The sequence below is a fragment of the Bradyrhizobium archetypum genome, assembly GCF_013114835.1.
GTDB classification, from domain to species: Bacteria; Pseudomonadota; Alphaproteobacteria; order Rhizobiales; family Xanthobacteraceae; genus Bradyrhizobium; species Bradyrhizobium archetypum.
This window is the reverse complement of the sequence record NZ_JAAVLW010000001.1, coordinates 397,899-417,614: the sequence shown is the minus strand read 5'-3', so window position 1 is coordinate 417,614 and position 19,716 is coordinate 397,899. Positions and strand designations below refer to the sequence as shown.

At 62.0% G+C, this 19,716-nt stretch carries 23 protein-coding genes; 13 read left to right on the top strand and 10 right to left on the bottom strand.

The annotated features are described in order from the left end of the window. Nucleotides 1-18: 18 nt before the first annotated feature. Complete coding sequence (locus tag HCN50_RS01885; RefSeq protein ID WP_171707905.1) at nt 19-573, bottom strand: SixA phosphatase family protein; 555 nt, start codon at nt 571-573, stop codon at nt 19-21. Nucleotides 574-666: 93 nt separating this feature from the next. On the opposite strand from HCN50_RS01885, the gene HCN50_RS01880 reads away from it, so the two are divergent. From HCN50_RS01880 to HCN50_RS01860, 5 genes are all read left to right on the top strand, one after another. After that, nucleotides 667-2,151: an NAD(P)/FAD-dependent oxidoreductase gene (locus HCN50_RS01880; RefSeq protein ID WP_171707904.1), complete on the top strand. Its 1,485-nt coding sequence runs from the start codon at nt 667-669 to the stop codon at nt 2,149-2,151. A gap of 63 nt (nt 2,152-2,214) precedes the next feature. Then, nucleotides 2,215-2,715: a peptide-methionine (R)-S-oxide reductase MsrB gene (msrB, locus tag HCN50_RS01875; RefSeq protein WP_171707903.1), complete on the top strand. Its 501-nt coding sequence runs from the start codon at nt 2,215-2,217 to the stop codon at nt 2,713-2,715. A 188-nt stretch (nt 2,716-2,903) separates the two neighbouring features. Continuing rightward, nucleotides 2,904-4,715: a flagellar hook protein FlgE gene (locus HCN50_RS01870; RefSeq protein WP_171707902.1), complete on the top strand. Its 1,812-nt coding sequence runs from the start codon at nt 2,904-2,906 to the stop codon at nt 4,713-4,715. A gap of 47 nt (nt 4,716-4,762) precedes the next feature. Next, nucleotides 4,763-6,649 (top strand): flagellar hook-associated protein FlgK, encoded by a 1,887-nt coding sequence (gene flgK / locus HCN50_RS01865; protein ID WP_171707901.1) that lies wholly within the window; start codon nt 4,763-4,765, stop codon nt 6,647-6,649. A gap of 7 nt (nt 6,650-6,656) precedes the next feature. Then, entirely contained in the window at nt 6,657-8,534 is a 1,878-nt protein-coding gene (locus HCN50_RS01860) for a flagellin family protein (RefSeq protein ID WP_171707900.1), read from the top strand. A gap of 71 nt (nt 8,535-8,605) precedes the next feature. Here the strand turns inward: HCN50_RS01860 and flbT are convergent, their stop codons facing one another. Then, nucleotides 8,606-9,034, bottom strand: a complete 429-nt coding sequence (flbT, locus tag HCN50_RS01855) for a flagellar biosynthesis repressor FlbT (protein WP_171707899.1) — start codon at nt 9,032-9,034, stop codon at nt 8,606-8,608. Nucleotides 9,035-9,588: 554 nt separating this feature from the next. Here flbT and flaF point away from each other — a divergent pair. Together flaF and HCN50_RS01845 are read left to right on the top strand one after the other, a co-directional pair. Next, the gene (gene flaF / locus HCN50_RS01850) at nt 9,589-9,957 is read left to right on the top strand and encodes a flagellar biosynthesis regulator FlaF (RefSeq protein WP_171707898.1); all 369 of its coding nucleotides are present in this window, start codon (nt 9,589-9,591) and stop codon (nt 9,955-9,957) included. A gap of 23 nt (nt 9,958-9,980) precedes the next feature. Then, entirely contained in the window at nt 9,981-10,343 is a 363-nt protein-coding gene (locus tag HCN50_RS01845; RefSeq protein ID WP_171707897.1) for a hypothetical protein, read from the top strand. Between the two features lie 7 nt (nt 10,344-10,350). Here HCN50_RS01845 and HCN50_RS01840 read toward each other — a convergent pair whose 3' ends face one another. The 4 genes from HCN50_RS01840 to HCN50_RS01825 form a co-directional block, all read right to left on the bottom strand. After that, on the bottom strand, nt 10,351-10,731 hold the full coding sequence (locus HCN50_RS01840) for a hypothetical protein (protein ID WP_171707896.1): 381 nt from the start codon (nt 10,729-10,731) through the stop codon (nt 10,351-10,353). Between the two features lie 159 nt (nt 10,732-10,890). Then, nucleotides 10,891-11,382, bottom strand: coding sequence for a hypothetical protein (locus HCN50_RS01835; RefSeq protein WP_171707895.1), 492 nt, complete (start codon nt 11,380-11,382; stop codon nt 10,891-10,893). Nucleotides 11,383-11,401: 19 nt separating this feature from the next. Further along, the gene (gene flgJ / locus HCN50_RS01830) at nt 11,402-11,728 is read right to left on the bottom strand and encodes a flagellar assembly peptidoglycan hydrolase FlgJ (RefSeq protein ID WP_171707894.1); all 327 of its coding nucleotides are present in this window, start codon (nt 11,726-11,728) and stop codon (nt 11,402-11,404) included. Further along, nucleotides 11,728-12,852 carry a flagellar basal body P-ring protein FlgI gene (locus tag HCN50_RS01825; RefSeq protein WP_171707893.1) on the bottom strand — a complete coding sequence of 375 codons (1,125 nt, stop codon included), beginning with the start codon at nt 12,850-12,852 and terminating at the stop codon, nt 11,728-11,730. Before HCN50_RS01825 ends, flgJ begins: the two co-directional genes overlap by 1 nt. Before the next feature lie 267 nt (nt 12,853-13,119). Here HCN50_RS01825 and HCN50_RS01820 point away from each other — a divergent pair, with 267 nt between their 5' ends. Continuing rightward, on the top strand, nt 13,120-13,536 hold the full coding sequence (locus tag HCN50_RS01820; RefSeq protein WP_171707892.1) for a flagellar assembly protein FliX: 417 nt from the start codon (nt 13,120-13,122) through the stop codon (nt 13,534-13,536). 125 nt (nt 13,537-13,661) lie between these two features. On the opposite strand, the gene HCN50_RS01815 is transcribed toward HCN50_RS01820, so the two are convergent. Beyond that, nucleotides 13,662-14,051: a winged helix-turn-helix transcriptional regulator gene (locus HCN50_RS01815; RefSeq protein ID WP_171707891.1), complete on the bottom strand. Its 390-nt coding sequence runs from the start codon at nt 14,049-14,051 to the stop codon at nt 13,662-13,664. A 115-nt stretch (nt 14,052-14,166) separates the two neighbouring features. Here HCN50_RS01815 and HCN50_RS01810 point away from each other — a divergent pair, with 115 nt between their 5' ends. From HCN50_RS01810 to HCN50_RS01795, 4 genes are all read left to right on the top strand, one after another. Continuing rightward, nucleotides 14,167-14,778 (top strand): NAD(P)-dependent oxidoreductase, encoded by a 612-nt coding sequence (locus tag HCN50_RS01810; RefSeq protein ID WP_171707890.1) that lies wholly within the window; start codon nt 14,167-14,169, stop codon nt 14,776-14,778. 199 nt (nt 14,779-14,977) lie between these two features. Continuing rightward, entirely contained in the window at nt 14,978-15,343 is a 366-nt protein-coding gene (gene dksA, locus HCN50_RS01805) for an RNA polymerase-binding protein DksA (RefSeq protein WP_171707889.1), read from the top strand. Between the two features lie 66 nt (nt 15,344-15,409). Then, nucleotides 15,410-16,195 carry a 2-keto-4-pentenoate hydratase gene (locus HCN50_RS01800; RefSeq protein WP_171707888.1) on the top strand — a complete coding sequence of 262 codons (786 nt, stop codon included), beginning with the start codon at nt 15,410-15,412 and terminating at the stop codon, nt 16,193-16,195. 10 nt (nt 16,196-16,205) lie between these two features. After that, the gene (locus HCN50_RS01795; protein ID WP_171707887.1) at nt 16,206-16,706 is read left to right on the top strand and encodes a hypothetical protein; all 501 of its coding nucleotides are present in this window, start codon (nt 16,206-16,208) and stop codon (nt 16,704-16,706) included. 3 nt (nt 16,707-16,709) lie between these two features. Here HCN50_RS01795 and HCN50_RS01790 read toward each other — a convergent pair whose 3' ends face one another. Next, on the bottom strand, nt 16,710-17,135 hold the full coding sequence (locus tag HCN50_RS01790) for a ClpXP protease specificity-enhancing factor SspB (protein WP_235976750.1): 426 nt from the start codon (nt 17,133-17,135) through the stop codon (nt 16,710-16,712). Between the two features lie 456 nt (nt 17,136-17,591). Between HCN50_RS01790 and HCN50_RS01785 the strand changes: the two genes are divergently transcribed. Then, nucleotides 17,592-17,855 (top strand): hypothetical protein, encoded by a 264-nt coding sequence (locus tag HCN50_RS01785; RefSeq protein WP_171707886.1) that lies wholly within the window; start codon nt 17,592-17,594, stop codon nt 17,853-17,855. A gap of 495 nt (nt 17,856-18,350) precedes the next feature. Here HCN50_RS01785 and HCN50_RS01780 read toward each other — a convergent pair whose 3' ends face one another. Then, on the bottom strand, nt 18,351-18,710 hold the full coding sequence (locus HCN50_RS01780; RefSeq protein WP_171707885.1) for a PRC-barrel domain-containing protein: 360 nt from the start codon (nt 18,708-18,710) through the stop codon (nt 18,351-18,353). 253 nt (nt 18,711-18,963) lie between these two features. Then, nucleotides 18,964-19,716: a flagellar basal body L-ring protein FlgH gene (gene flgH / locus HCN50_RS01775; protein WP_171707884.1), complete on the bottom strand. Its 753-nt coding sequence runs from the start codon at nt 19,714-19,716 to the stop codon at nt 18,964-18,966.

Sequence of the window (19,716 nt, the reverse complement as noted above, 5' to 3'; positions counted from 1 at the left end):
CTTCGATGTCCGCCTAACTCAATCATCGAGGGCCTGTTTGAGCAACTTGGGGCTAGTGAAGCGCACGAGCTTGCCGCGCCGGAACGCCACCTCGCTCCAATCGTCGATCGCAAAATCCAGGATGGCAAGGCCGGCGGTTGGCAGATTGTCCTCAAGTGATTTCTTCGCCGCCGCGTCGCCGCTGCCGGCGAGCATCAGCGCCAGCTCATGCATTCCGGGATTGTGGCCGATCAGCATCAAGCGCGCAGGATCCGTCACCTCGGCCATACGGATGATTCGCAGGAGCCGCGTCGGCTCGGCGCCGTAGAGTTCATCGAGCAGTTCGACCTGCGGCTGCGGATGCCGTTCCCGCACTGCATGCATTATGGCATCGCGCGCGATCTCCCAGGTCTGCCGCGCTCGCACTGCCGTTGAGACCAGAACGGCGTCAGGAAACGGTGGATGCCGACCGATCCAGGTTCCGATAGAGGCGGCATCCCGCCGGCCGCGCTCGTCGAGACGGCGGTCGTGGTCATGGCCCGAAGGCGCGTCGTGTTCGGTCTTGGCGTGACGCAGCAGCATCAAACGGCGCATGGCACGATCTCGATTCGGTCTCAGTCTGGACTAATCTACAAGCTCATGTCTGGAACGAGGTGACAAGCGCCGCAGCAGTCCGTAAGAAACGCCATGCCCGAGCCTTTCACAAGTGCGACCAACGGCCCCGAGGACGACGCGCCGTTTCGCTCGCGTCTTTCGTTCGACCTGGATGTTGACATTTGCGTGGTGGGAGCCGGGCTTGCCGGCCTGACTGTGGCGCTGGAGGCGGCGCGGCTCGGCGCCAGCGTGGCCGTTCTGGAAGGCCGGCACGTCGGCTGGAACGCGTCTGGCCATCAACTCGGCACGGTCATGCCGGGCTACAGTCTTCCGATCGGCGACCTGATCGAGCGCGTCGGCATCGAGGACGCGCGCGAATTGTGGGCAATGTCGAAGGAGGGCGCCGACTATATTCGCGCCGCCGCCACCGAAGAAGCGATGCCGGGAATTGCACGGACCGAGGGCGTACTGGAAGTTTCCAACGTCGACGCTGGAGAGAGGCTGATCAGCCGGCTGCAGACGCTGAGCGAGGATTTCGGGATCGAGGTCGAGGGATGGCAGGTCGATCGGGTTCGCGACCAACTCGGAACCGCACGCTATTTTCACGGCATCTATTATCCGCGCGCGTTTCAGATCGACGGCCGCAAATACATCCACGGTCTGGCCGCGCAGGCGAGGCGGGCGGGCGCGCGCATCTTCGAGGATACCCCCGTCGTCAGCATCGATCCGTCAGGGATTCGCAAGCGCATCGTGACCCCGTCGGCGCGGCTGCGCGCCTCGCACATCGTGCTGGCGGGCAACGTTCATCTCGGCGCTCCGTTGCGCCGCCTGTCGGAGACGCTGTTGCCGGTTTGGCGCTATGCCGCCGTGACGGAGCCGCTCGGCGGGCGGCTTGACGAGGTAATCGCCTTCAAGGGATCGGTGGCCGACAGCGATGGTATCGATCACTTCCGGATTATCGACGGCGACCGGCTGATGTGGGCGAGCCCGGAAACCACCTGGGAGGCGCGACCGCGCCGCTTTGCATCAGTCATTCAGCGCCGCATTGCCAGCATCTTCCCAAGGCTCGGCAAAGTCCCGATTGCTGACACGTTTGGTGGCGCGGTCGGGGTGACCGTGCACGGCATGCCGCAGATCGGCCAATTGCGCAAAGGGCTGTGGGTCGCCAGCGGTTTCGGCCGCCAGGGACTGAACACTTCGGCGATGGCGGGGCGGCTGATCGCACGGAGCATCCTGTGGGGCGAGGACCGCTGGAAACTTTTCGCGCCGTTCGAACTGGTCTGGGCGGGCGGCGCCACCGGCCGCGTCGCCGGCCATCTGATCGGCCTGTGGGGGCGGGGTCATTCTGCTGCGGCGGGCGCGCTGGCCCGTTATCGCGAAGGTGCCCGCGCCCGGGAGCGCATTCGCGAGGCGCGATTGGCAGAGGCGAACCGGCAGGCCGGAACCAGGCCGCCGCGCCGCCCGCCGCCGGGCGCGCCTCGCCCGGTGCGGCCGCAGCCACCGCGGCAGGCGGAGCCGCAGGGCGGCGGAATGCACGCCTCGCAGGAAAGTGAGAAAATTCGGGACGGATCGATGTAACGTCGGCGGATCGGCCCCGTATTTGATGGCGAACCGCTACGCCCGCCACGCACGGAGACTTCCATGTTCGACCGCCGTATTCTGCTCGCATCCGTTGCCGGCCTGTTTAGCCTTGCCGCTTTCCGCTGGCTGCGCTCAACGCCGGCGCAGGCCGCCGAGAAATTCGAGGTGGAAAAGACCGACGCCGAATGGCGCGCGCAGCTCACGCCGCAGCAGTATGAAATCCTGCGCAAGCATGGCACCGAGCGGCCGGGCTCGAGCCCGCTTTTGAAGGAAAAGCGCAAGGGCATCTTCGCCTGCGCCGGCTGCGATCTGCCGCTGTTTTCCTCGGATACCAAATACGACAGCGGCACCGGCTGGCCGAGTTTCTGGCAGCCGCTGGACAATGCCCTCGGCAAGACCGAGGACCGTACCTTCGGCATGGTTCGCGTCGAAGTTCATTGCCGCCGCTGCGGCGGTCATCTTGGTCACGTCTTCGATGACGGGCCAAAACCGACCGGCTTGCGTTATTGCATCGACGGCTTTGCTCTGGTGTTCCACCCGGCGGGGCCGTCAGCATCATAGCGGCCGCCGCTCGGCAATTGTTGCCTGCTCGGCAAATGTGCCTCGGTCCTTGGACCGGGGCTTTTTTATTAAGCTATTGATTCTTATTGGTTTTGTGATTTGGCATAACGCTTGCGACATGTTCTCCCGACGCGGCCTGGCTTTACGTGGACCGGCGAGCCGCCCGGATCGAATTTGGAGAAAATGTCATGGGTATCTTCGGCGCTCTCACCACCGCGGTCGGCGGCCTCCGCGCCAACTCCTACGCGCTGGAAAACGTCTCGGGCAACATCGCCAACTCACAGACCACGGCGTTCAAGCGCATTGACACCTCGTTCCTCGATCTGATTCCGCAGACCGCGACGACTGCGCAGCTTGCCGGCGGCGTGACCACACAATCCCGCGCCACCAACTCGGTGCAGGGCGACGTGCAGACAGCGTCGGTCGCGACCTTCATGGCGATCAACGGCAACGGCTTCTTCGCGGTGCAAAAGCCCGGCAACTTCACCGACGGCACGCCGGTGTTCGATGGTGTCGACCGCTATACCCGCCGCGGCGACTTCCAGCTCGACAAGAGCGGCTATCTCGTCAACGGCGCCGGCTATTACCTGCAGGGCGTGCCGATCGACCCGACCACGGGCAACCCGTCCGGCAGTTCGCCGCAGGTTCTCCGCTTCCAGAACGACTTCCTGCCGGCGCAGCAAACCACCAGGATCGACTATCGTGCCAACCTCGCCAGCTATCCGTTGACGACCAAGCACGACGTTTCCGTTCCCGGATCAGAATTGATCGCACCCGGATCATACAGCGCCGGACATAATCCGCTGGCGCTTGGCACGCCTGCGGCGCCCTATACCGACGCCTCCCGAAGCGGCACCACCCAGAACAACAAAGCGACGCCATCGGTTGCGAACACGGCCGCAACCCTGCTCAGCGGCGCGGCCGGCAGCAACTCGATCTCCACCAATTTTGTCGCGGGCGACACCATCACGGTCAACGGTCAAACCCTGACCTTCATGGCGTCGGGCACCGCCGTCGGCGCCAACCAGATCAACGTCGACGATAGCATCGGAACCTTGCTGAGCAAGATCGACTTCCTCCAGGGAACGTCAGTCTCGTCCACGATCGCCTCCGGCTCGATCACGCTGCACTCCGGTACGGCCAACAATCTCTCGGTCTCAAGTTCGAACACCGCAGCCTGGGCTGCGCTCGGCTTTACCGGCACCGTGACGGCAACGCGCGGTGGTGGCGGCGGCGTCGGCACCGGCCAGGTCGTCGGCAACGACAACTCGACGTTCCTCGGCGAGTCGATCGCGGGTGGCGCGGTTACGACCTACGACATCTCGGGCGCGCCGGTGAACCTGCAGTTCCGCTGGGCCAAGGTCGACAGCGCTACGCTCGGCGCCGGCCATACCGATACTTGGAACCTGTTCTACCAAGTCAATCCCAACGCAACCGGCACCCAGGTCGCCTGGCAGAACGTCAACACCAATTTCACCTTCTCGGCCTCAGGCCAGATGTCGCCGGCGATTCCGTCCGTGGAGCTGACCAACGCCGTCGTCAACGGCGTCGCGCTGGGCAGCCCCGTCATCAACTTCGGCACAGGCGGCGTCACCCAGTTCGCGGATGCCAACGGCAACGTGCAGGTCAACCAGATCCAGCAGGACGGCTTTCCGGCCGGCCAGCTGCAGTCCGTCGGCGTCGGCACCAACGGCCGAATTGTCGGTAACTACTCCAATGGTCGCAACCTTGACCTTGCCGAAATCTCCGTCGCGACCTTCAACGGCACCAACTTCCTCAAGCGCGTCAACGGCGGCGCGTTCGAGGTCACCGACGGATCCGGACAGGCGCTGTATGGCAAGGCCGGAACCATCGTCGGCTCGTCGCTGGAAGGATCAAACACCGACATCGCCGACGAGTTCACCAAGCTGATCGTCACCCAGCAGGCGTATTCGGCGAACACCAAGGTCATCACCACTTCCAACACGATGGTGCAGGATCTCCTCAACGTGCTGCGCTGATCCGCGACGGCTCGTTCGCGAATGCGTTTTGAGATGGGCAATTAGTCATGGGTTTGAGTCAGGCTCTCTCTACCGCGATGTCCGGCTTGCGCGCGACGCAGGCTTCGATCGCGCTGGTCGGATCGAACGTCGCCAACGCGGAAACACCGGGCTACGTCCGCAAGACGGTGATCCAGTCCGCTGGCGTGACCGGAGATTACGGTTCGAGCGTTCTGCTCCACGGCGTCGACCGGCAGCTAGATCAATATCTGCAGGCGGCGTTGCGGACGGAAACCTCTGGCGCGGCCTATGCCGATATCCGCTCGACTTTCCTGCAAAATTTGCAAGGCGTTTACGGAAACCCGTCGGAAACCGGCACTATTGAGGACGCGTTCAACAAGCTGCTGACCGCGTTTCAGGGCCTGTCGACGAGCGCGGACTCGCCGTCGGCTCGGATCGGCGCCGTCAACGCCGCGCAGACGATGGCGCAGACGCTCAACACAACGACGCAGGGCATTCAGAACCTTCGCGCCAACGCCGAGATGGGCATCAACGATTCCATCATTACAGCGAACAACGCGATGGCCCAGATCGCGTTTATCAACAACCAGCTGCAGAACAACGGCAAGACCGACGCAGCGACAGCGTCGTTGCTCGATCAGCGTGATCAATATATCACGCAGTTGTCGGCGCTGATGGATATCAGAACCGTCGTCAACGACCTCAATCAGGTGACGGTTTTCACAAATTCCGGCGTGCAGCTCGTCGGCACCGAAGCGGCGCAGCTCAGCTTCAATCCCCAGGGCACGATGACGCCCAACACGCTGTACAACCCGACCGATCCGACCAAGAGCAACGTCGGCACCATCACCATCAATTTTCCGCATGGCGGCAGCTACGATCTGGTATCGACCAAGTCGATTCGTTCGGGAAAGATCGCGGCCTACCTCGAGCTGCGCGACGACACGCTGGTGAAGGCGCAGGCGCAGATCGACCAGTTCGCGGCAGCGCTGTCGAGCTCGCTGTCGGACAAGACGACCGCGGGCACCGCTGCCCCGGCTTCCGTCCTGCCGCAGGCCGGCTACGATCTCGATCTCACCGGACTGCAGTCGGGCAACGTCATTCACGTTAGCTACAAGGACAATACTACCGGCATCACGCACAATCTCTCGATCGTGCGCGTCGACGATCCGAGCGTATTACCGTTGAGCAACACCGCGACGCTCGATCCGAACGACGAAGTGCTCGGCGTCAATTTTTCCGGCGGCATGGCTTCGGTGGTTTCCCAGCTGAATGCCGCACTTGGGGCGACCGCCAATCTGCAGTTCTCAAATCCGTCCGGCTCGACCTTGCGCGTGCTGGACGACGGCGCGACGAATCGCTCGGACGTGCTGGCGGCCTCGGTCACCACGACCATGTCGTCGCTCACCAGCGGCAACCCGCAACTACCGCTGTTCACCGACAATGGCGGGCTCTATACCGGCGCGATCACGGCGAATGGTGCGCAGGTGACAGGGCTTGCCGGCCGCATCAGCGTCAATCTCGGGCTGCTCGGCGACCCCTCGCGCACCATCGTGTTTTCCACCAGCCCGTTGACGGCTGCGGACGACACCACGCGTTCCGACTTCATTCTCACGCAACTGCAGACCGGCTCCTATCGTTATTCGCCGCAAACGGGCATTGGAACCACCGCTGCGCCGTTCACCGGGACGCTTCTAAACTTCGCCAAGCAGTTCATCAGCCAGCAGGGCGAAGCAGCGACCTCGGCCAAGCAACTCGCGGACGGTCAGTCCGTGGTGCTGAATACGCTGCAGAAAAAGGTGACAGATGCCTCTGGCGTCAATATCGACGACGAGATGGCGCATCTGCTGGCATTGCAGAATGCCTACTCTGCCAACGCGCGCGTGATGTCGTCCATCAAGCAGATGTACGACACGTTGATCCAGGCCATGTGAGGGCTTCATGTCGATTGATGGTGTTAACGGCAGGACATCCTACATCGGGACCTCGATCATGGGTCTCCGGAAACAACTCGACGAGCTGACGCAGCAGCTCGCCAGCGGCCGGGTCTCGACGACCTATGCGGGACAGGGCGCCAACCGCGGCTTTGCGATCAGCTTGCGCGCGCAGGTGAGCAGCATCGATGCGTTCGCGGACACCGCGAAGAACGTCAATACCCGGCTCAGCGTCGTCAATCTCGCGCTCCAGGGGATGATCGACGTCGGAAAGTCGGTCAAGAGCGCGGCGAGCACGTCGACCATCGTGCTCAACGACAACGGTCAGACTTCCGGACAGATCACGGCGCAGGCCGCGTTCTCCAACGCGGTGTCGCTGCTCAACAGCCAGTCGGGTGACCGCTATCTGTTCTCCGGCCGCACCGGCGACACGGCCGCGACGGTGCCGGCCGACGTTATGCTCGATGGCGTGGGAACACGGGCCGGGCTGAAGCAACTGATCAACGAGCGTCGTCAGGCCGACCAGGGCGTCGGCAACATGGGACATCTGACCGTTTCGTCGCCACTGCTCACGACCACCGTGACCAGTCTCGCCGAGGACGGCTCGTCGTTCGGGCTGAAGCTGGGCGCCGTCACCTCGTCCTTGACGGGCGCGACCGTGACGCAGCCGGCCGGTGCGCCACCGGCGATGACGATCGATCTTGGCGCAGTCAATCCGAACGATGGCGACAAAATCACCTTCAACTTCAATCTGCCCGACGGCACCACCGAGGCGATCACGCTGGCCGCGACAACGACGAATCCGCCGCCCACCGGTTCTTTCCTGATCGGCGCCGACACAGTTGCGACCACGGCTAACCTGCAGACTGCGTTGAAGTCCTCCATCCAGACGCTGAGCGATACCTCGCTGGTTGCAGCGTCGGCGATCACTGCGTCCAAGAACTTCTTCAATCCATTGGCGACGCTCGTTGGAAGCGCCGTCAACAACCAGAATACCGTGCCGGGGCCGATCACCGGCGGGACGCTGCTTTCCGGCGCCGCTGGAACGGATTCTCTGTCCGTCAGCTTTGGGGTGGGCGACACCATAACGGTCAATGGCACGCCGATAACCTTCGTCGCTTCCGGCGCCACCGGCAATCAGCTCAACATCACCGACAGCGTGCAGACCTTGCTTGCCAAGATCGATTCGATCACCGGGACCACGACGCCATCGACGGTCACGGGTGGCGTGATTGCACTGCATGGCGGTGACGGCGCTGCTCTCTCGATCTCCAGCTCGAACGCCGCGGCGTTTGCCGCACTTGGCTTTAGCGGCACGCCGAGTGCGAATCCCGCGCCGCTGCGCGTCAACGGTCCGCCGTTTGCAACTGCAACCAATCTTATCGGCGGCACCTCGACCAACACGGTGTCGTGGTACACCGGCGAAGACGGAACTGATCCGGCACGCGGCACCGCAATCGCGCGTATCGATCAGTCGGTCACGGTGCAGTACGGCGCGCGCGCCAACGAGCAGGCGCTGCGCTATCAGTTGCAGAATATCGCAGTGTACGCCGCGGTCACGACCAACGCCAACAATCCGAATTCAAAGGGGCAGGTGAATGCGCTGCAGCAGCGGATTTCGGCGAACCTGGCGCCGCAGACCGGCCAGCAGTCGATTCAGGACATGCAAGCGGAGTTTGCCGGCGCGCAGAACGCCATCAAGGCGTCGACGGACCGCCAGACCCAGCTCAAGGGAATGGCGCAGACCATGCTTGACCAGATCGAGGGCATCAACCAGGACGAGGTCGCGACCAAGATCCTGGCGCTGCAGACCAGCCTGCAGGCCTCGTATCAAACCACGTCGATGCTCTACCAGACCACGCTGACCAAGTTCCTGCCGATCTGATCGAGCACCTGTTCGCCCTCAAGCAAAAAGGCCTCCTTGCGGAGGCCTTTTCTATTCGGCGAGAGCAGCAGTCATGCGGATTTGCGATCGGGTTGCTCGGACGATTGCAGTTTGCGGGCACTCTCCAGGATCTGCTCTTCATGGCCGATCAGTTTCTTCGCTTCCTTGAGCGCATGGTAGAGATCGCCGTTCAGCGTGTAGTTGTTGATGCCCTCAATGAACGGCCACGCGCTCGGCATTGTCGTGATGATGTCACGCACCAGGCTGAAATAGGTCGGGTGGTGCGCCATCGGATCGGGTGACAGGTACATGAGCTGCACGGCGAGATACACCAGCTTCGCCGGCGTGTCGGCGGTTTCGGGCGTGAGGATATCTTTCTCGCGCAGGATCGGAATCCTGTCACCATCGATCAGTAGTCTGGCGCGCTGGTCGGTGTTGGTAACCACGCAGGCGCCGATGATGATTCGCTCGTGCGGCTTGAGCTCGACTTTCAAGGCCATGCCTGTTCTCCGTATGACGCTTATCGCGCGTTGCTCGGTTTGCCCGCCGGCAGATTCGGCATCCTTTCTGATGATGGTTAACCAATGGTGAAGATGCCACTTGTGCCCATTTAATGGGCTTTTTCCGCACGTGGCCCGTAGAAATCCGGGATCGATTCGAACGCGGCACAGTGTTTCAAGTACACGCGTCTTTGCGTGCGACTTGTCCGGCCAAACTCGCAAAATCGACGATGAACACCGACAACGCCGCCACCAATTGACTGACCTGACGATCGCATCGACGCTACTGCGTACGCAGGATGACGGTTTTGATTCACTCGAGGAAGAAAGCGCTGATTCGAACAAAAGCGCCGAAGCAAAGAATTTGTTCTTCGATCTTAATTCCATCAGAACTTGATGGCCGGCATGCTGATGAAAATATGGATTTTTGCCAGACTGCCGACACAATCGGTAACGCTTGCTAACCATATTTAAAGGCGCAGCCTGTATGAAAGTTGGGCAGTTTTTCAGAAGTCCCCGCGGTCTTGCAATCCGCTCCCCATCGAGGTTCGTGAATGTCTAATGCAGCAGCCCAGGCCTACGCGCGTACATCGCAAACGACGACGTCTCCCCGTGAAATCGAAGCGCAGGCGCTGCTAAAGGCCGCACGGCAACTCCAGGAGGTTCAGTCCAACTGGAATGGACCCGACACGGCGATGCACAACGCGTTGCTCTTCAACCGTCGCCTCTGGTCGATCTTCATGAGCGCGGTCGAGGCCAACGAGAATCCTCAACCAATCGAGGTCCGGCAGAACATCGCGAACATCGGCGTCTTCGTGATGAAGCAAACCGTGGACATGCAACTGAATCCGGATCCGGCCAAACTGAAATCGCTGATCGATATCAATTGCAATCTCGCCGCCGGCCTTTCTGGTCGAGGCTAACCGGCTCAACCGAGTGTGCCAAGATGGCTGACCTCTGGAACATCATATCAGCCAACTACAAGACGGTGGGAATGACCGTCCCGTCCAAGACTCCGTACGTGGCGGTCGATCCCACACTCTATGAAGGCAGCTGGACTGGAAAATACCCCGACCAGAAGACGTTCAAGTTCACGATCTCGAACGTCACAGGCTTTCGCGCCAAGGTGCAGTATCAGAGCGGCGGCACCAACAAGTTCCAGGAAGTTCTGATCAAGGACAATTCGTTCCGGATCGGCGACACCAAGTTTACGCTGACCGCCCTGGGAAAAGCGCAGATCAAGAACGTCGTTACCGACGCCGCGAGCGGCCAGACCTATCTCGACCAGGCCTATGCGTCGCGCACCTGAAGCCGGCTCACGCCTTGCGGTCGGTCGCGCGAAGGCGCTGCGGCGCGTCCTTGGTCAGGTCGAGGGTGTGGAAATAGGCGCGGCGGCGCAGCACGGCCTCCTCAGGAAACTGCTTCACAACCTGGCTCGTCTTGACGTCGACGACCTGATAGACGACGGCGCGTGCATCGCGGTCGATCACGACCTGGTTCGATACTGCAGGGCTGGAAATGGAGACGCGGACGGCGGCGGAATCGGTGCTGCCACGCGCGCTTGAATCGACTGCCGCGACGCTCTGGCTCGCCGGCAGCTCGGTTGCGACCGCGTGTTGTGCCGCCTCGCTCACGTGCTGAACGATCGGCGCGGCAACCGGTGCCCCCACCGGTTTGATGTTGAAATCTGTACTCATGGCAGCCTCCGGGCTTGCTGCGAGTCAAATCCCAACCCCTCGTCGGTTGCAATATAGCCCTCTACATCTCAACGCGATGTTAGGGAACACGCTGAATTCCGCTCTGATGCGAGCGCGCAAATTTAACGAAAATTGTAGATAGTCGAAAACGGCGGTCGCTTACAGCGAGCGGCTGACCGAGAGCGGGGTGATGTTGCGCGGACCTGGCGCGGCGCGTTGTCCCGAAGCCGTGTAGGTGCTCGGGATATTCTTACGCTGGATCTCGGTGTTGACGCCGCGCACGATGCCTTCCGACACGGCGTGCGCAGTCGCAAGGACCGTGAGATTGATCTGCAGCATCGCGCGGAAAGTGTCGTGGTGGCGGCGCAGCGTGGCAAGCAGTTCCGGCGACACCTGCGCCAGATACTTTTGCGCGTTTTTGAGGTTCTCGACCGTGATCATGTAGCGCCGTGAAAGGTCGCCCTTCTGCTCTTCCAGCCGCATCGCTTCGCGCAGCTTGCCGGCGCGAACCAGTTCGGTTTCGCGCTCGATGATGCCGAGCAGTCCCCCCATCACTTCCATCAGATCTTCTGCGAGCTTGCGCGCCTCGGCCGGCGTGGAGATCGCTCTTGCTGGTGCGGCTGCGGGGTTGGTCTGAGGACGCGGATTCATGTCGGGATTTCCTTTGGGATCAGCCGGCGCTGTTGGCTTGCTGCAGGATCAGGGTGCGGAACACATCGTTGGAAATGCCGATGCCGCCCGACTTGGCGAAGGACTTCGAGTATTCGTCCGTCAGCATCGAGCGCCAGATGCCGGTCCCGGGCGTATCACCGAACGGACCTTCACCCTTGATGCCGGTGGTCATCTGCGAAAACATCGAGTTGAGAAACATCGCCTCAAACTCTTCGGCCTTGGCGCGCGTCTTTTTCTGCGCCTCAGGCGAAACCCTGGTCAACGCGTCGGCGAGCTGCAGATCCTTGCGGCCGTTGATGAGCGAGGCCTTGTCGATTCCGTTCATCACATTACCTCGATGTCGGCCTGGATCGCACCGGCGGCTTTGATCGCCTGCAGGATGCCGATCAGGTCACGAGGGCCGATGCCGAGGCTGTTCAAGCCATCGACGAGTTGCTGCAGCGAGACGCCGTCCTTGACAACCGCGAATTTCTTGCCGTCCTCGCTGACGCTGACGCCAGTGCGCGGCGTCACCACTGTCCGGCCGCGCGACAGCGGATTGGGCTGGCTCACTTGCGGGCTTTCGGAAATGGTCACGGTAAGATTGCCTTGCGCCACCGCCACGGTGGCGACACGAACGTCGCGACCCATTACGATAATGCCGGAACGCTCGTCGATCACGATCTTGGCCGCGAGATCCGGATCGACCTGCAATTGTTCGATCTCGGTGAGGAAGGCGACGACGTTACCCTTGAACTCGGCAGGTATCGCGAGCTGCACCGTGGAGGGATCGATCGGCTCGGCGGTCTTGACACCGAGGAAGTCGTTGACGGCCGCCGCAATGCGCTTGGCTGTGGTAAAGTCGGCGTTGCGCAACGCCAGCCGGACATTAGGCAGGCGATTGAGCGCAAATTCGATCTCGCGCTCGATGATGGCGCCATTGGCGATGCGACCCACGGTCGGCACGCCGCGCACGATCTTGGCGGCTTCGCCTTCGGCCTGGAAGCCGGAGATCGCGAGCGAGCCCTGGGCGACCGCATAGACGTTACCGTCGGCGCCGAGCAGCGGGGTAACGAGCAGGGTGCCGCCCTGCAGGTTCTTGGCGTCGCCGAGCGCGGAGACAGTGACGTCCATCCGCGTGCCTTGCGTGCCGAAGGCCGGCAGGTTGCCGGTGACCATGACGGCGGCGACGTTGCCGGTGCGGATGGTGGCGCCACGGATGTTGACGCCCATGCGTTCCAGCATCGCCTGCAGCGATTGCTTGGTGAAGGGAATGTTGTTCAAGGTGTCGCCGGTGCCGTTGAGGCCGACGACAAGGCCGTAGCCGATCAACTGGTTCTGCCGTACGCCTTCGATGTTGGCGAGGTCCTTGATCCGCGACGTTGCGCTCGCCGACGAGGGCAGTAGCGCCAGCGCCAGCAGCGCGGCGCAGGCCGCCCAAATCAGTCTTGCCGAACGGACGCCAAGCATCCTCTCTCCCCCTCGAGATATTCCAGCGGACCGTTGGCGCCACTCCCATGGCGGCGGTCCGCTATTAACTATGCGAGCGGCGTGCCATGTCGCGTTTGTGATGTAACTAATTGATATTGCGAAATGTTTGTCGGACTGGCGATGCCGCTTCGGCTTCACCATGCCGGGCGAAACTGCCGCATGTCGGCAGATTTTGCCGGGCCGTTTACGCATCATTAACCATAGGAAGGCGAAGGTCTCCCGACTCTCACGGCGAGATCACCAACGATGCGCATCTACGGACCGAACGGCACCACGCTAGGATCGCCCGCGAGCCGCACGCGGCGAACCAGTTCGACCGGCTTTTCATTGCCGGAAACGCCGGCTACGACCGAGGAGACGCGCTCGGCCACAGCGCCCAAGGCCGCCGGCAGCATCGATGCGCTGCTCGCGCTGCAGGGTGTCGAAGACCCGACCGAGCGCCGCAAGCGTTCGGTCGCGCGGGGCAGGGGGGCGCTCGACGTGCTCGACGAACTCAAGCTTGGGCTGCTCTCAGGCAATCTCGACACTTCGACCGTGAGCCGGTTGCGCGATGCCGCGGCCAATCTGAAGTCCTCCTCGGGCGATCCCGGCCTCGATGCGGTATTGGCCGAGATCGAACTGCGGGTCGAAGTCGAACTGGCCAAGGCCGGGCAGCGGTTCTAGTACCGAATGTCATTGCCCGGCTTGACCGGGCAACCCAGTATTCCGGAGAAGCCCGTTTTTGACCGTGAAGCCACAGCGTACTGGATGCCCCGCTTGAAGCGGGGCATGACAGCCGTGGATAGGCTTCACGCCGCCATCTCCTTGCGCGCCGCATCGTAACGGCGCTGCGCGTTCAGCACTTCCTTCAGGTTCTTCTCCGCCCACTCACGCAACGGATCGACGGCATCGGCGAGCGTCGCGCCGAGCGGCGTGATCGAATACTCCACCGTCACCGGTACGGTTGCGATGACGCGGCGTTTGATCAGCCCGTCGCGTTCAAGCGATTTGAGAACCTGGCTGAGCATCTTCTGCGATATGCCTTCAATGCTGCGACGTAACGCATTGAAACGCATCGGCTCGTCGCGCACGAGAAGAAGGATTAACACCGCCCATTTGTCGCCGACGCGATCGAGAATCTGGCGGGTCGGACAATCAGCCGAATAGGCGTTCGGCGTTCTTGAATTGGCGACTCTCACGCGTGGTTACTCCGGCGTAATCAGGTGACCCAAAGGTGCTCTCTTCACACTTACATCCCTTTCGCTATCTAGTCACTCCTGGATACCACATTCGCGTATCGCAAGGGAGACTTCCATGAAAATCGCCGTCATCGGCGCGTCCGGCAATGCCGGTTCGCGCATCACCGCCGAACTCGCCCGCCGTGGCCATAGCGTGACCGCCATCGTCCGCCACCCCGAAAAGGTTGTTGCCCAGCCCAACGTCACGCCGATCGAGGGCGACGTCATGGACCAGGCAGGGCTCGCCCGGCTGCTGGCCGGCCACGATGCCGCGATCAGTTCGGTTCATTTCCTTGCCAGCGACCCGGTGAAGCTGATCGGCGCCGCCAAGGAATCGAAGGTTGGTAGGTACCTTGTCGTTGGTGGGGCCGGCAGCCTCGAAGTGGCCCCGGGCGTCCGGCTGGTCACCACCCCGGGTTTCCCCGTGGCATACAAGGCGGAAGCCGAGAAGGGCGCCGCCTTCCTCGACCTGCTCCGGGCCGAGAAGGAACTCAACTGGACCTTCCTGTCGCCCTCGGCTCTGTTCGTCGCCGGCGAGCGGACCGGCAAGTTCCGTCTTGGGACCGACCAACTGTTGACCGCTGCAGACGGAAAAAGCTCGATTTCCTTCGAAGACTTCGCAGTTGCACTCGCCGACGAGATCGAGCGGCCGGCCCATATCCGCCAGCGATTCACAGTCGGCTACTAGGGGCGGGCGGTCCCGATAACTTTGGCTGTGCAAGGCCTTGGGGGAGGTGCCCCCAAGCGTGGGGCCGATATTGTCTGTCACAACCCGCCGCTATATAAGGCCCGCGCGGACGGACAATTTTCCGCCCCGCCTTGCACGTGAAGATGGGCTGGCCTTGGAAAAGTTGAAGAACTATCGACCCTCCGAAAAAGAGCCTTTCATGAACGAGCGGCAGCGCGATTATTTTCGCGCCAAGCTGCTGGCGTGGAAGGATGAGATCCTGAGGGAATCGAAGATCACCCTGCAAACTCTTCAGGAAGAGAACGTCAATCACCCGGATCTCGCTGATCGCGCCTCTTCCGAAACCGATCGCGCCATCGAATTGCGCGCCCGCGACCGCCAGCGCAAGCTGATCTCCAAGATCGACGCCGCGCTGCAACGCATTGAGGACAACACCTACGGCTATTGCGAGGAGACCGGCGAACCGATCTCGCTCAAGAGGCTGGAGGCTCGCCCCATTGCAACGCTGTCGGTGGAAGCGCAGGAACGTCACGAGAAGCGCGAGAAGGTTTATCGCGACGAGTAGGGCAATGCCTGATATCTGACCGCATGCGGTCAGTGCTGCAGGTTGCAAACGAGAAAGCCGCCGCTGATGGATAACATTCTTGCGGCCGCCCAGACCATCGTTACCGCCCGCCGCAATCGCACGCCGCTGGCTTCGCTTCCTGCTGATCTCATGCCCGACAGTGAGGCAGAGGGCTATCGCATTCAACGGGCGGTTCACGATCTCCTGCTGCCGGAGGCGGGCAGCCTGGTTGGGTACAAGATCGGCTGCACCAGTGCGGTGATGCAGCAATATCTCGACATCCCCCATCCCTGCGCCGGCGGCGTATTCGCCAAGGGCGTTCACGACAGCCGTGCTAAGCTGCCCCATGGCGATTACGTCCGTGTCGGGGTCGAATGCGAGATCGCGGTGCGGCTCGCACGCAGCCTCGCGCCGTCGGAAGCCCCGTTCACCGCGGAATGGATGATGGAGGCGATCGAGGCCTATCATGCCGCGATCGAGATCGTCGACGACCGCTACGTCAAATGGGAGACGATGGGCGCACCGACGCTTATTGCCGACGATTTCTTCGCCGCCGGCTGCGTGCTGGGCAAGGCGGTGACGCGCACCAGGGCGCCGGACCTGCTCACGGTCAAGGGCCGTGTCATCGTCAACGGCAAGGAGGCCGGCTACGGCACCGGCGCCGACGTGCTCGGCCATCCCCACAATGCGCTGGCCTGGCTCGCCAATCATCTCGCCGAGGAGGGCAAGGGGTTGCATGCGGGGCAGATCGTTCTCACCGGCAGTCTAGTCAAGACCGTATGGCTCGATGCGGGCGATGCCGTCAGGATGGAGCTCGAGGGCCTGGGCACGGCGGAAGCCAAATTCACATGAAATAACAGGGATGGCTGAGAGCGTTCCATCGGTTCTCGAATCCGAAGCGCGCGGCGAAATTGCGGACATCTATGCCGATATTCGCAAGGTGCTCGCTACCAGCGTGGTCAACCTGATCTGGCGCAACCTCGCGACCATGCCGGGTGCGCTGGAATGGACGTGGTCGTCGGTGCGTCCGCTCTATCTCGGCGACGCGCCGTTGCATGCCGAAGCCGTCAGGCGAACGATGGCGCTGCCCGATTGGCCGGGCTTTTCGACCGAAACCCTGCTCGCCGCCGGCGTCCACGCGACCAAGCGCGCGCTCATTCGCAAAGGTCGGCTGAATGCGCTCACGCTTTCGATTCGCGCGCTTGGGCATGCGCATGGCGCGATTCTGGCTGCGCAACTGAAGCCGGCGCCCTCGCCGGAATCGCTGAAGGGCGCGCTCGCTTCCTGCCGCCTGTTCGTCGAACATCCGATCGCGCGCATGACAGCGCTCTGCGCCCTGATCGGCCGGGCGATGCCGGGCTAGACATCAGCCGTCGGAGCACTTCAACTCGGACTTATCCCAAAATGCCTTGATGGCGTTGAAGGGCACGGTGAGCCGTTCCCGATTCCCCATGAAACGCATCAAGACCTCGAAGCGGTCTTCCTTTATGTTCAACTGCTCGAAATCCTGCTGCAGGATGATGGTCATATCGTCGGGGTATTTCGACTTGAGGCCAACCGACAGTTTCACGCCCTCGGCGCCGGTGCGGAACGTGATATTGACCGGCCGCTGCTCCGATGCGAGCTTGAGCGTCTCGGCGATCTTGGAGCGCGATGCCGGCTTGCTGCACGGCTCGGCAAATGCCGGCGTTATTGGGATGAGGATCGCAAGGAGGAGAAGTATTGCCTCACGAGAGATGGTCATAGCCCGCCTTTGCGGGGTAACTGGTACGCCGCGACCTGTCGTTTCCATCACACTGTCTCTGGAATACTCGATCGCCTGCGTTCACCGGCAACTGGATGTATTCGTCGTGTCCCCAAGGCTCTTAGCCCCGAGATCATGCTAAACGGTTCCCTCAAAAAAGAAAGAGGGCGCAAGGTCGCCGGGTGCCCAGCGAATTAATGGTTAATCGAAAGACTGGTCAGGCTCGGCGGCGTTTCGCCGCCTGACGCAGGCAATCGATGGCCCTGACCACGCGATCTTGCCGCCCACGAGTCCGTTAACCATGTATCGACCGGCCATGTGCCGACCGAAGTCTTCGCGAAAGTATTTGATCGCTGTTGGTCTGCGCCGCTGCAAGGACAGGACGGACAGCGGGATGGGACGCCGCATGTCCTGCGTGCAACCATGGGCGCACTTCCGAGGATGCAGGAACGTATGCCGACTGTCGCCATTGATTGGTGGGGCGCGCACAGACGGGAAACGACGATGAAGATGAAATCGATTTCGCTCGCAGCAGCCCTCGCGCTCGCCAGCACCGCTGCGCTCGCGCAGGGCAATGCGGCGAGCGGCAGTGCCCAGACCGACGAACCCGCTTCGAAGGCGACTACCGGCAAAGACATGAACAGCAGCACGACCACCGGCAGCACCCAGCCTTCGCCGAAGGACCCCAGCACGCAAGGGGCGGGGACCGCGGGTGCCGTGGACAAGAAGGGCGATGCCACCTCTCCCGGCGGAACCATGAAGAAGTGACGTTCACGCAGGAACCATCCTTAAATGGGAAAATTATGCAATGGTGTCTTTAGACACGCGGTAACCTTGTCAGGCTCCGGTGCGATCCTTCCCCCGAGAGCGCCGGGGCCTGCCTTTTCATCTTGGACGAAGTAGGAAGGCGCGGTCTCGAACCGCGGCCGCGACGATGGGCCACGCCTGGGACGCGAGGCGAACTACGCCCCAGACGAGATTTCGGGACGATGGCCGCTCACCGAGTCCTCATCTGATGAATCTGGTCGAACTGCTTGCAAGTTGAATCGCCCGTTACAGGCTGATGACATACGCGCTCATCGCCAGCAAAATGGCGACGCTGACGGCAATAACGATCAGGAAGAATTTTGCCATTGCTCTGCCTCCCGCGAATGCTCAACGCAAAGCGGCAGGATTAGTTCGCTGCCAACAAAGCGAACGCATCTGCATTCGAAGGGCCCGCCATCCGCGGCGGGCCCGTCGCAGGTCAACGCATGATTGCGATCAGATCGCGACGCCGTAATAGTCGTTGACGGCGCGAGTGCTTGTTGGATCGCTCCAGTTCCAGGTGTTGTCATTGCGGTAATGCGGCGCGCCCTTGAGCTGAGCTTCCGTGACGCCGGTTACATAGCCGCCGAGCGAGGTGTCGTATTTCAGCGATTGCCACGGCAGCGGATAGTGGTCGTCACCAATGCCGAGAAAGCCGCCGAAGGACAGTACGGCGTAGGACACCCTGCCACTTTTCTTGTCGATCATGACGCGTTCGATCGAGCCGATCTTGTTGCCATCAGCGCCATAGACCGCAGTTCCCTCGACCTTGTCGCTGCCGATCAGGTTGCCGGTTTCGTTCGCTTCCAGAGACATGGTTCCCTCCGTTGCGGTTGATGGATGGAAACGAAGAGGTGACGCCAAACGTTCCGGAGAGATTGTCGCATCGACAGGAGTCGCGTCCTATCGTCGAACTGAAGCTCAGATGCTGCCAGCCGCCTTTCGCGTTCTGTTAATTGCACCGCTCGAAAACGACCGCGGCCCTCGCCAGGGGAGCTAGCGAGGGCCGCGTTGAACATCTCCGTCGCGCCTAGGTTCGCGACGAGATGTGGGAGCTCGGAACGGAAGTCTAGAACGGCAGCAGCACGTCCATCACCTGCTGGCCGTAGCGCGGCTGCTGCACGTCGGTGATCTGGCCGCGGCCGCCATAGGCGATGCGCGCCTGCGCGATCTTGCTGGAATCGATGGTGTTGTCGCTCTGGATGTCTTCGGGGCGGACAATGCCGGCGACGATCAGCTCGCGGATTTCGAAGTTGACGCGGATCTCCTGCTTGCCTTCGACGACGAGATTGCCGTTCGGCAGCACCTGCGTCACCACGGCGGCGACGTTGGTGGTCAGGGACTCCTGGCGGTTGACCGAGCCCTTGCCGTCGCTTGACGACGTCGAGTCCGTGGTCAGGATCTTGCCGGGCAGGATCTTGTTCGCCTGCGTGATGGTGCTCGCGCCGAGGAAGTCGGTAACCCCGGAGTCCTCCTTGCTGGAGCGGCTGCGCTGGGTCTCGTTGGACAGGTTGGCCTTGTCGGTGATGTTGACGGTCACCGTCAGGAGATCGCCGACGCGGGCAGCGCGCTGGTCCTTGAAGAAGGCGCGGCTGCCGTTCCGCCACAGCGAGTTGGCATTGTAGGAAGCCTGCTCCGGCTTCGGCATCGGCATCTGCACCGGCTTGTAGCCAGGCTGCGTAGTCGGGTTTTCGATCTCCGTCAGCTTCGGCTTTTCGCCGATCTGCGACAGACGGTCGATCGAGGAGCAACCGCTCGCTAAGACGGCCAGCGACAGCATGGCGCCGGTGAGAACGATGCGCTTGAGACGGGGGACTGACAT